Annotated in this window: 7 protein-coding genes and 1 pseudogene; 3 read left to right on the forward strand and 5 right to left on the reverse strand. The window is 44.2% G+C overall.

Annotation, left to right across the window (positions count from 1 at the left end):
- Window positions 1-229: 229 nt before the first annotated feature.
- Both purB and AC20MK_RS03145 read left to right on the forward strand, forming a co-directional pair.
- Window positions 230-1,570, forward strand: a complete 1,341-nt coding sequence (purB, locus tag AC20MK_RS03140; protein ID WP_487356544.1) for an adenylosuccinate lyase — start codon at window positions 230-232, stop codon at window positions 1,568-1,570.
- A gap of 9 nt (window positions 1,571-1,579) precedes the next feature.
- On the forward strand, window positions 1,580-2,164 hold the full coding sequence (locus AC20MK_RS03145; RefSeq protein ID WP_487356545.1) for an FmdE family protein: 585 nt from the start codon (window positions 1,580-1,582) through the stop codon (window positions 2,162-2,164).
- A 45-nt stretch (window positions 2,165-2,209) separates the two neighbouring features.
- Here the strand turns inward: AC20MK_RS03145 and uvrA are convergent, their stop codons facing one another.
- From uvrA to AC20MK_RS03160, 3 genes are all read right to left on the reverse strand, one after another.
- On the reverse strand, window positions 2,210-5,035 hold the full coding sequence (gene uvrA, locus AC20MK_RS03150) for an excinuclease ABC subunit UvrA (protein ID WP_487356546.1): 2,826 nt from the start codon (window positions 5,033-5,035) through the stop codon (window positions 2,210-2,212).
- 95 nt (window positions 5,036-5,130) lie between these two features.
- On the reverse strand, window positions 5,131-5,979 hold the full coding sequence (locus tag AC20MK_RS03155) for a TatD family hydrolase (RefSeq protein WP_487356547.1): 849 nt from the start codon (window positions 5,977-5,979) through the stop codon (window positions 5,131-5,133).
- 189 nt (window positions 5,980-6,168) lie between these two features.
- Window positions 6,169-7,302 (reverse strand): PGF-pre-PGF domain-containing protein, encoded by a 1,134-nt coding sequence (locus AC20MK_RS03160; RefSeq protein ID WP_487356548.1) that lies wholly within the window; start codon window positions 7,300-7,302, stop codon window positions 6,169-6,171.
- A gap of 475 nt (window positions 7,303-7,777) precedes the next feature.
- On the opposite strand from AC20MK_RS03160, the pseudogene AC20MK_RS03165 reads away from it, so the two are divergent.
- A pseudogene (locus AC20MK_RS03165) lies at window positions 7,778-10,003 on the forward strand (NADP-dependent isocitrate dehydrogenase).
- Window positions 10,004-10,244: 241 nt separating this feature from the next.
- Here AC20MK_RS03165 and AC20MK_RS03170 read toward each other — a convergent pair.
- Complete coding sequence (locus AC20MK_RS03170; RefSeq protein WP_487356549.1) at window positions 10,245-11,432, reverse strand: mechanosensitive ion channel family protein; 1,188 nt, start codon at window positions 11,430-11,432, stop codon at window positions 10,245-10,247.
- Between the two features lie 215 nt (window positions 11,433-11,647).
- Window positions 11,648-12,925, reverse strand: a complete 1,278-nt coding sequence (locus AC20MK_RS03175) for a homocitrate synthase/isopropylmalate synthase family protein (protein ID WP_487356550.1) — start codon at window positions 12,923-12,925, stop codon at window positions 11,648-11,650.
- Window positions 12,926-12,946: the final 21 nt, after the last annotated feature.

Genomic DNA, 12,946 nt, shown 5'->3' on the forward strand with positions numbered 1-12,946 from the left:
TTTTTGTATATCTGAATATCCGTATTCGAGGACTGATAGCATGGAATAGAGGTCATGTTCATGTCTTTCATGATATCGAATATGTCTTGCCATCTGGAATATGCGTGAGTTTGAAAGTATTGCCTTGGGCTTTAAACTTGACAAACAAAGTCTATTTATGGGTTTGTTGTTTATCTACCAACTATACTTCATTAGTAAATCAATTCCACATCAAAGGAGACCAAAAGACATGGCAATCCATCCTATCGAATACCGTTACGGTACTGACGAAATGAAATATGTCTGGAGCGAGGCAAACCGCCTTGAAAAGCTCTTGAAGACCGAAGCAGCCCTCTCATATGCCGAAGCAAAGATCGGTATGGTGCCTGCTGAAGCTGCAGCAGAGATCGAGAAGAGCATAGCTCATGTGAAGATCGAGAGAGTTGCTGAGATCGAGGACGAGATCCACCATGACATGATGGCCATTGTTATTGCTATTTCTGAGCAATGCACAGATGACGCTGCCAAGTGGGTACACTTTGGTGCAACTTCCAACGATATCCTGGACACAGCTACCGCTCTTCAGATGATGGATGCTGTGGCTATCCTTGAGGAAAAGACAAGAACCCTTCTTGATGTACTGCTCACAAAGGCGGAAGAGCACAAGAACACTGTTTGTGCTGGCAGGACACACGGTCAGATCGGTGTGCCGACCACATACGGCCTGAGATTTGCTATCTGGGCAAGTGAGGTCGCAAGGCATCTCGAACGTCTGGCACAGCTTACACCACGTCTTCTGGTAGGTCAGATGACAGGTGCTGTGGGCACACAGGCGGCATTCGGTAATGATGGTATCGAGATCCAGGAATATACAATGGAATATCTCGGTCTTGGCAGTGTTGATGTTTCAAATCAGATCATCCAGCGTGACCGCCACGCAGAATTCGTCATGTGGATGGCAAACACAGTAACCACCCTTGACAAGATCGCCATAGAGATACGCACCCTCCAGAGAAGCGAGATCGCAGAAGTGGAGGAGAGCTTCCGCAAGGGCCAGGTAGGTTCATCCACAATGCCTCACAAGAGGAACCCTATCAAATCAGAACAGATCAGTGGCTTAGCACGTATCGTTCGTTCAATGGTCGAGCCGGAACTTTTGAACAACACTCTCTGGGATGAACGTGACCTCACGAACTCCTCATGTGAAAGGGTCGTTTTCCCTGAAAGCTGTGTCCTTACAGACCATCTCTTAAAGCTCGCAATAGGCGTTATCGAGAACCTGAGATTCTATCCTGAGAACATCCGCAGGAACCTCGACCTCTTACGTGGTCTTAACATGGGCGAAGCTATCATGATCGATCTCGCAAAACGCGGTGTTGGCAGGCAGGAAGCCCATGAGATCGTGCGCAGTTCCGCAATGGAAGCCCATGAATCAGGAAAGCATCTCAAGGATGTCCTCCTCAGTAGACCGGACGTTACAAAGTATCTGAACGAATCCGAGATCAACGATCTTCTTAATCCTGACATGTACATCGGTACCGCAGTAGTTCAGGTCGAGAACGTTGTGGCAAAGCTCAGGGCTCAGTACTAAGGTGGCATAATGGATCTGGAAGACGCAATAGAGTTCCACGGCCACCTTTGTCCGGGACTGGTCATCGGTTACAGAGTAGGCACTTATGCTGCTGAGCAGTTCAAGGACCGTTCAGAGGATGAGGAACTTGTAGTTGTCGTAGAGAACAAATCATGCGGTGTCGATGCTATACAGGTCATCAATGGTTGCACTTTTGGAAAGGGCAATCTTGTCTTTAAAGACCTTGGCAAGCATGTCTACACTTTCTTCAAGAGGGGAGACTGCAAAGCTCTGCGAATATCCGTAAATCCCCGCAAACGGGGCAATGATGAAAAGTACAATGAACTTTTCCCAAAGGTGAGAAATGGAACCGCTACTGCCGAGGAGCTTGAGGAGTTCCAAAAAAGGCATGCTGAAAGATCCTATGCTATCCTTGACATTCCAGATGAGGAATTGTTCACTGTCAAGAAAGTTGAAACAGAACCGCCGGAAAAAGCAATGATCTATCGTTCCATTGCCTGTGCGGAATGTGGCGAGGAAGCCATGGAAACACGTCTGCGTGTAAAGGAAGGTAAAATTGTCTGCCTTTCCTGTTTTGAAGGACACGATATCTGACCTGTGGGTCAGATATCAATTAAACTTCATTCTTTTTTTTCCTCATTATTTCTTGAGTGCTTTTTTCAGGAACTCTCCGGTATAGGAGCCTTTGACCTTCGCAACCTTCTCAGGAGTTCCCTTTGCAATGACCTTGCCACCACGTTCTCCTCCTTCGGGTCCAAGATCTATGACCCAATCAGCGGTCTTGATAACGTCAAGATTGTGCTCGATCACAATAACGGTGTTCCCTGTTTCCACCAATCTTTGAAGCACGTCAAGCAGTTTGTTTACGTCATCAAAATGCAACCCAGTGGTGGGTTCATCAAGGATAAATACTGTCTTTCCGGTTGAACGGCGACTGAGTTCGGTCGCAAGTTTCACTCGCTGGGCTTCTCCACCAGACAATGTTGTTGAAGATTGTCCTAATTTTATATATCCAAGACCAACATCGAAAAGTGTCTGCAGTTTATTCCTGATCTTCGGTACGTTCTCAAAGAATTCCAGGGCTTCCTCAACGGTCATATCAAGGACATCAGCGATATTTTTGTCCTTGTAATTCACTTCCAGTGTCTCATGGTTGTACCTTTTTCCGTGGCATACCTCACACGGCACGTAAACGTCAGGCAAGAAGTGCATCTCGATCGTTATGGTTCCGTCACCTGAACATGTCTCACATCTGCCGCCACGAACATTGAAGCTGAACCTTCCGGGCTTGTAGCCACGTGTCTTCGCCATCTTTGTCTGTGAGAACAGTTCTCGTATGGGTGTGAACAGATTGGTATATGTGGCAGGGTTTGAGCGTGGTGTTCGTCCTATTGGTGACTGGTCGATGGTGATGACCTTATCCACCAGTTCAAGCCCTTTTATATCCTTATATTTGCCCGGCCTCTCACGGGAGCGATGTAATTTCTGTGACAGGACCTTGTTCAATGTCTCATTGATAAGCGTACTTTTTCCGGAACCCGATACTCCGGTAACACAGGTCATCACTCCAAGCGGGAATTCAACATCGATCCCCTTGAGATTGTTCTGTGAAGCCCCCACAATAACAAGTTTCCCTGTGGGTTCACGCCTTTTTTCCGGGATGGCGATCTCCAGTTTACCGCTCATATATTGTCCGGTACGTGAATCCTTATGGGCCATTATCTCTTCAGGAGTTCCTTCTGCGACTATCTCTCCGCCGTGTATGCCTGCCCCTGGTCCCATGTCAACAACATGATCGCAGTTCATGATGGTCTCTTCATCATGCTCGACCACTATGACGGTATTTCCAATATCTCTCAGATGCTTTAACGTGTTAATGAGCCTGAGATTATCTCTCTGATGCAGACCGATACTTGGCTCGTCGAGGATGTACAGCACGCCCATAAGGCTGGAACCTATCTGGGTTGCAAGTCTTATCCTTTGGGCTTCCCCGCCCGACAGGGTGGCTGCTGAACGGCTCAGGGTAAGATAATCAAGTCCCACATCCATCAGGAAACCCAGTCTTGCCTTTATCTCCTTGAGTATGAGTCTCGCAATGGAATATTCGCGTGGTGTGAGCTTTGTTTCAAGTTCCTCGAAGAACCATAGTGCAGTCTCCACGGACATACGGGTGACCTTGAGAATGTTCTGTTCATTAATAGTAACTGCAAGACTTGCGGGTTTTAGTCTGTCTCCATTGCAGGATGTGCAGGGTTTGGTGGTGATGTACTTTTTCAGGGTATCTTTTCTGTTCTCGGATTCTGTGCTGTTATATATCTTTGATATATTGGCGATGACCCCATTGAACTTTCCCTTGTGTTTCCACATCCCGCCGTTCTTACCGATGTGCACATAATCGATCAGCCCGCTGGCACCGTTAAAGATGATATCCTTATGTTCAGGAGCAAGTTCCTCAAAGGGCACATCCATGGAGAACCCATAGCGGTCCGCAACGGATTTCAGGGACTGCATGTAGTACCCATCTTTCTTGCCCCAATGTTCGATGGCTCCTTCATGCAATGAAAGGGTGGGGTCGGGTACGATAAGTTCAGGATCGAACTCCATGGAAGTCCCAAGGCCGTGGCATTCCTCGCATGCTCCCTGAGGGCTGTTGAACGAGAATGCAGATGGCTCCATATCCTCAAAACCAATTTCACAATCAGTACATGCCAGATTTTCACTGAAGACCATTTCCTCTTTGTCAAGCACATGGGCTATCAGTGTGCCACCGCTTTTCTCCAGTGCGGTCTCAACGGCATCTGTAACTCTTTCCCGAATGTCGTCCTTTATTACGATCCTGTCCACTACTGCTTCGATATTGTGTTTGTTATAACGTCCCAGCTCAATCGTCTCTGCATCCTCAAGGGCTATTATCTCGCCGTCTACCCTTGCACGTGCAAACCCTTCTGTACGAAGTTCCGTGAGCAATTTCTTGTATTCTCCCTTGCGTTCCCTCACAAGGGGTGCAAGGATGTGTATCTTAGAACCTTCCTCTATCTTCAGTATACTATCGACTATCTGGTCAACGCTCTGGGGCTCGATGGCCTTGCCACATTTAGGACAGTGCCGTATTCCTATCCTCGCATAGAGCAATCTCAGATAATCGTATATCTCCGTGACAGTACCGACCGTGGACCGCGGGTTCTTGCTGGTTGTTTTCTGTTCTATGGAAATTGCAGGGGAAAGTCCCTCGATGTATTCAACATCCGGTTTTTCCATGAGTCCCAGAAATTGTCTTGCATAAGCTGACAACGATTCCACGTATCGTCTCTGACCTTCCGCATAGATGGTATCAAAAGCAAGGGAAGATTTTCCAGATCCGCTGAGTCCGGTTATGACTATCAGTTTATCACGTGGGAATGTAACGTCTACATTCTTGAGATTGTGCTCTTTAGCACCTTTTACGATGATGCTTGTAAGGGACATGTGTGTTTGATAATTATGATTGGTTTGAATAAATATATGCCGGATGTGTGTCCGGAGTACATGCATTGAAATTAAAGGTCAGTATGTTCCCGGACTCAGAGCTCGATCTCCACACCATAGACCTCTTCCACATTCTCCTTATGGACTTTCCAGAAAGGTTCTTCCCCATACTCTTCTACCAGCTTCAATGTCCTTCGGGGAATGGTCTTAGGTCCAAGGACGGTTCCCGGTCTTTGAGGATCATCGATATAATCGGTTTCCATCATGAAGCGAGTACCCTGCTCAAGAGCTTCCTCGATGGCTCCTTTTCCTGCCAATACACCCGGGAAGATGCCAAGCCTTTCGCAGACCTCGACAAGGGGTGGGGCGTAATGCTTGACCACTTTATTAAGCGGAATTCCGGTCTTCTTTGCTCTTTCAGTGATGTCGATAAGCTCCGGTTCCCCAACACTTTCAGTATGTAACTGGATGGCACAACCGACATCCTTCGCCAGTGTGAAACCATGTTCCATGATAATATTGGATGCATCCCATATCTCTTCCGACACCGGGTAGTGCGGTCTTCCACTTTTAAGTCCCACTGCAACCCCTTCTTCCACGTACTCCGAAGCTATCTCAAGCCCGCTTTTCATAAGCTCCACTGCCTTTTCAAGTTCCATGCGTTCGTTCAGCTTGTTGATCTCTGCAGGATGGACCCCAAGGACCGGAAATGCTTTGATCCCGGTCTCGTTGATCTGCCTGGCAAGGTCAACGGTCTCATCAAAGACGATCTTGTAATCTTCCGGTCTTGTAACTTCCACTCCTATGGTCCACGTTGGCTTCGTTACGAGGATGATGTGGGTGCCGCCTGCATTCTGGAACTCTTTGACAGCTTTGAGTCCCTTTGCACGTGGGTCGATGTGCATGTGTTCATCGGTTATGGGGATCTTTGGGGATGTGTTCATGTATTTATTGATGTGTTGGGGGTTGAATAATGTTATTGTTCGTTCTGATCTTATTCGGAAATTTCATTTCTTAATTCTTTTTTTATTGTTAAAGAAAAAGAACAAATGCTTCAGTAGGAACCGAAAGAAACAGTCCTGGCAAAGAAATGTTGGCTCAAGGTATAAAGAAAAAAAGGGGAAGAAAGAAGCTCAGTTCTTCCTCTTGCTGAATGCATAGGCACAACCCATAAGCATCAATGATAAGATCCCTGAAATTCCCGGGGTTTCATTTGGTTCACTGGCAGTTTCCTCCTCAATTGGTGGTTCTGCTTCAGCATCTGATCCTGCATATTTTGGTTCAGCATCATTTACTATCGATGTATCATCTTCTTCTGTATCTGCTGTGATCGCAAATGGTGAGAATCCGGGTGTTTCTGCTTCAAAATAGATATATGGATCATCTTCCCCTATCTTTATGGTATTCAAATTGTTCCATTTACCTTCACTATGGCGATACAATGCAATAGCATTTTCATTGATCTCATTCTCTGTGAGCCATGCTTTGGATACTCTAAAACCTATCACAGGATGTGCAATGTTATCTTCTGTGGCGAATCCCGCGTTACCAACCCAAATGTTGAGGTTGCGATATACAAGTCCTGGAGCTTTTTCATCGGCCATTGCAGATTTATCTTTAAGGACTTCGACAGTTGTTGAAACCTCTCCATAGTTCTTCAGTGCGGTGAACTTGATGTAATCAATGGCATTCTGTTCCTCATCGAAAGTGTAGCTGATCACGGCACCACCGATGATGTTCTTCGCTTTCACATCTTTAAATGCGATGTTCTCAAAGGCTTCACCGGATGCTCCACTTCCAACGTTACTGCTGCCTGAGGAACTGCTGCTACCACTACTTGAGGTCTTTGTTTCCTCATTGATGGTCGATGTTGTATCTTCGACATCCATCTGTGTTTCACAGTCAATTGGCTGCATTCCAGGAACCGCTACTGCCAGGTCGAACTCTCCATCAAATGTGTATGTTCCTGGTGCAGCATCTCCAGGGATCGTGACATCATATGTAAACTGTGAGACAGTTGGTGCTGAGTTGATGTAAATCCAGCTTACCTTCTCTGGATTAGCTGTATCAACGATAAATCCATCATCTGATGGATTGCTTACTACCCATCCTGCAGGTGCATTATCCTCGATGAGGGTCTTGTCCGCACCATCAAGTGTGATGTCCAGGATCACAGTTATTGTATCACCCGGGTTCGCACTTGCCGGAAGTTCTCTGCAGACATTTGGCTCTTCAGCTAATGCTGCACCGGTGCTTACAATCAACAACAAAAGTAATGCTAAACCAATGATCCTGCAAGATCTCAGGTTGAAATGGAATATTTTACTAGCTGTGCTAATGAAACGGGAATCTGCATTTAATGTTTTAATAATATCACCCACCACGAAAATATTAACTACAAAAATACCAACCACTTTTGGTAATTAAAAATATATAATTCTGCCATATAAATGTTTCGAGCTTTTATTTTACAAATGGGTACATTATAATGAGTATATATTATGATTTTGAGACTCTATTTCTTATATATTATTAGTTTATTGCCTATCATATATATCAGATGTTAATAAGAACTGGGTTATGTAGGTTACTTGCACAACCAGCTTTAAACATCTAAGAATAGGTAACATTGATCTTTTGTACGCTCGGTCAACATGGGTAAAAAGGGATGGGGTCTTTTTATATAGAATAAAGCGCTTCGATTCGATAAAACGTTATTAATTTACAGAGAAAAGGATTAACATGGCACAGAAATCGACAATCATTTATACGAAAACCGATGAAGCTCCGGCTTTGGCAACCAGTTCGCTCCTACCTATTGTATAGGCTTATGTGAAAAACGCCGGAATCACTATGGAAACGAGGGATATCTCCCTGGCAGGAAGGATCATTGCCCAGTTTCCCGAAAGACTGACAGAGGACCAGAAGATTTCCGATGCCCTTTCCGAATTGGGAGAGATGGTCTTAACTCCGGAAGCCAACATTATCAAACTACCCAATATCAGCGCTTCAGTTCCCCAGATTAAAGCGACAGTCGCAGAACTCCAGGCTCAGGGATATGATCTGCCTGATTATCCCGAAGATCCTTCTAATGATGAAGAAAAGGCGATCAAAGCGAAATTCGATATTGTCAAGGGCAGTGCTGTTAACCCTGTATTGAGAGAGGGGAATTCTGACCGCAGAGCTCCTAAAGCTGTAAAAAATTATGCGAAAAAACATCCCCATTCCATGGGAGAATGGAAGTCCGATTCCAAATCCCATGTATCCAGCATGACCGGCGGAGATTTTTACGGCAGTGAGAGATCTGTTGAAATTGAAGAGGCTACCAATTTCAGAATTTTCTTTACAGATGACGCTGGTAATAAAACACTATTAAAAGACAAAGCCCCTCTTCAGACCGGAGAGATCATTGATGCAGCTGTCATGAACAAAAAAGCGCTTCAGGCATTTCTGGCTGAACAGATAGAAGATGCCAAAGCTAAAGATGTCTTATTCTCCGTTCATTTGAAAGCGACAATGATGAAAGTTTCCGACCCTATTATCTTCGGTCATGTGGTAAAGGTCTTCTTTAAAGATATATTTGATAAATATGGTGATCTGCTTTCAGAATTGGGTGTAGATCCCAACAACGGACTGGGTGATCTCTATACAAAGATCCAGAATCTGCCTGAAGACAAACAGGCTGAGATCAAAGCAGATATAGAAGCTGTGTATGCCAAGAGACCGGCATTGGCTATGGTTAACTCCGATAAGGGAATTACCAATCTCCATGTTCCCAGTGATGTTATCGTCGACGCTTCCATGCCTGCAGCAATCCGCTCATCAGGCGGCATGTGGGGACCAGACGGGAAACTGAAAGATATGAAAGCCATAATTCCAGACCGCTCTTATTCGGGAGTGTATCAGGAAACTATTGAGTTCTGTCAAAAACACGGTGCCTTTGATCCATCAAAAATGGGAAGTGTTTCCAATGTGGGGCTTATGGCACAAAAAGCTGAAGAATATGGCTCACATGACAAGACCTTTGAGATGACTGGTACGGGAAAAGTTCAAGTTATCGATGACAACAATAATGTACTCATTGAACAGCCGGTAGAGGAAGGGGATATCTTCCGCATGTGTCAGGTGAAAGACGCACCCGTTCAGGACTGGATCAAGCTGGCAGTCAAGCGAGCCAAAGCGACAGGCGATCCTGCAGTCTTCTGGCTCGATGAGAAAAGAGCTCACGATTCACAGCTCATTAAAAAAGTGAACAAATACTTGAAAGATTATGATACTGATGGCCTGGAACTATTGATCAAAGCTCCCATTGAAGCGACCAGGTTTTCATTGGAGAGAATTAAAGAGGGCAAAGATACAATCTCTGTGACTGGAAATGCTTTGAGAGATTATCTGACAGACCTCTTTCCCATTTTAGAATTGGGAACCAGTGCGAAAATGCTATCAATCGTTCCCCTAATGAATGGCGGTGGACTTTTCGAGACAGGTGCCGGCGGTTCGGCACCCAAACACGTACAGCAATTTGAATCGGAAGGTCACCTGCGTTGGGACTCTCTGGGAGAATTCCTGGCCTTAGCTGTTTCTCTGGAGCATCTGGGCAACAGTTTTGATAATCCTAAAGCTCTGGTTTTAGCAGAAACATTGGATAAAGCGACAGAGCTGGTTCTGGAAAACCGAAAATCACCTTCCCGAAAAGTGAATGAGATTGATAACAGAGGATCTCATTTTTATCTGGCAATGTATTGGGCTCAGGCTCTGGCTGATCAGGAGAAAGATAGCGAATTAAAAGCGATTTTTGAACCTGTAGCTAAAGCTCTGATGGAAAATGAAGAGAAGATTGCCAATGAGTTGTTAGAAGCTCAGGGCAAAGCTATGGATATCAAAGGATACTACGCTCCAGATGAGGAGTTGAAATCCCAGGCCATGAGACCTAGTGCGACTTTGAATGGGATTATCGATTCTATTTAATTTTATTGTGGAAACAAAAGGAAAGCCCCGGTTTCGACCGGGGCTTTTTAGTATCTAAATAAGCAATGTGATTAGGGAACTAAAACTTCCGCTTCGACCGACGCTATCATCGCAAAGTTGTAAATTAAAAATTATACGTAAGTCCGGCTCTGGCGAGAATGGGACTTTTTCGCATAAGGCTTAACGCCTTATGCACCTTCTTTTTATTGATCGATTTCTTGGTGAAATGAGGTCGATATATTTAGTCAATATTTTCTTTCAATTTCTCAAGAAGTTTATAGATCTCGTTTTCCATCTCTTGTGATCTTGAATCAACATACTGAAGCGTTTTAAGTTTTATAGCATCAGGAGTTTTATCATCTTCCTTTTTAAAAGTTTCTTTCATGGTCTTGAATGAGTCCACAAGTTCTACCTTTTGTTTTTCGATAGATTCTATCTCTTCTAGTTCTGATGCGAACATATCAGCATTTGTGGTAGTACTGAAAAGGGACCTGAAGTCTGCACTTTTCACCTCAAGGCGTTCGAAGGTCATATCTATCTTGTTGATAAGCTCTGCACCTATGGCTTTGTCAAATATTATGTTTTCAGTTGACATTTTCGGCACATACTCATCAGAGGGTGCAGGCACATTTTCCTTTGTATCGCATACCGGGCATGATGGTATAAAAACAGCATTTTTCTCATATACTCTCTGGTTCATGAATGTGGGTGAAACGATCTCAATGTCATCTTCATGAAGGGCATCAATAACTGCTTTTTTCAGATCGGACCTTTTTGTGATCAATCCTGATATGTCCCGGAGAAGACCTCCTACCTTGTATGTTACAGCATGATCATTTAGTTCTGTGACATGTACAAATGGACTTTCAAGGCCTGTTCTTTCTGCTGCTCTTATCAGGTCCTTTTCGATATGCTCCCATGGTGTATCATATCCCAATGAAACGATGGCAGAAATAATTGTTCCCGATGTGCTTATCGTGACCAGTGGATTTGAGACGAGTTTCAGGTTTGGGATGCTTATAAGATCACGGTCAATGGATTGTATCTGTGTATGAAGTATTTTTATGTTCGAGACCTTCCCAAATTCGTCTCCTATTCTTATATAGTCACCTGTTTTGAATGGTTTGATAATGCTCAACATCATGCCTGACATACCGTTTGCAACAAATGTTGTCGATGACAGTGCAATGGTGGCACCCAGTAGTATTCCTAAAAAGCTCAAAAGGGTTTGTTTTGAATTATCTGATATTGGCAATGTGAGTAATATCAGAACAATTCCGAGAAGGGTGGCTACGGAAAGTATGATCTGTTTTATCATTTTGTCCCGGGTCAATATGGTGGTTTTCCGGAGAATGTAATTTAATACCGTAAGAAGGGCGAACAATGCAATTATTGTATAGATCGTTAGTTGATATTCTCCAAATAACATGCTTTAACTCTCCCTGAATCCCAAACTTACTAATTAAAGAACAACAGTAATTTTGTAATTCTATCTATAAAAGTCTGTTCAATTATTATTGGTAACATACACTTGGTATGATTAAGATGGATAATTCTAAAGCCATCAATCAGTGAGCATATCTATATAATGATCTCGAATTTAAAAAAAGAATGCTGCTTATCCGCATATTAGCGGACAAGCTCTCAGAGGGTCTTTCTACCCATGCTTTTCTCAACGATAGGTTCGAAGAGGAAGTATTTTTCAACGTATGCCTGTATCTCTTCATCGGAGATGCATGATACACGTTTTTCATTGTTGTAAATATCCTGTATGTCCTTTTGGATGGCCCTGAGGCGTGGATCGTTCTTTTCGACACTGATCTTGACGTCCAGAAGGTCATTAAGGGTATCCTCTACCTTGAAACGCAGAACCTCGATGCCTGATGAATCACCTATGAGGAAAGCCCTCTTTCCTCCAACAACTTCCGGTGGATAAGGTTCATAGGTGAATGGGTTCTTGATGACACCTGCTGTATGGATACCTGATTCGTGTGCAAAGACATTGTTCCCTACAACTGATTTGTTCCTTGGGATCCTTATGCCGATCTCTCTTTCCATGAATTTGGCAAATTCGAAAAGGGAGTTCAGGTTGTATTTATCGAAGCCTTCTATCCTCCTTCCGAGGAACAGCAACAACTTCTCCAATTCAGCATTACCTGCACGTTCACCTATGCCGAGGAAAGTCACATTTGACCAGTTAGCACCATGCCAGTACCCAGCGATGGAATTTGCCACAGCAAGACCGAAATCATCGTGACAATGGGTCTCGATATTGATGGCTTTTAGATCATCCTTGACATATCTGACCATTTCGGGTATGCCGAATGGTTCTTCAACATCTACAAATGGAATTCCGAATCCAATGGTGTCACAAAGACGGATGGTGCATTTTGGATCGATCTCAAGGATCTTCTTGATCAGTGGATATACAAAATCAATGTTATCTGCACGTGTCATGTCTTCGATATGTGCACGTGTCCTAAGCCCATGGTCTACCGCATATTGTAATGCATCAAGGTATTTTTCCTCAGCAGCTTCCCTGCTTGGTAGTCCCATCTTGTCAAATATGTGTACGTCTGAGACGGACATCAATATTCCGGTCTCTTCGATAGCACCGATATCCAGTACCAGATCAATGTCACTGGTGGCAGCCCTTGCCCAACCGGTGACCTCCGGGAACTCATAACCTCTGTCCAACATCATGCTAATGGCGTTTCGATCACGGTCATTATACACAAATGTCTCAAGTTTTTCAATTCCGATCTTGTGCAGATACTCATAGATCTTCACTTTGTGATCTGCCTTTAATACAATACCTGGCATCTGAGCCCCATCACGTAGGGTACTATCACTTATACTTACTTCCTGTCCCTTCGGGAGCTTAATCTTTGGAAGATCGTCATAAGTTTTGTATAGTTTCATAAATTACCTCCTTGAATGTAT

The sequence above is a fragment of the Methanococcoides sp. DA23 genome (assembly GCF_057593895.1).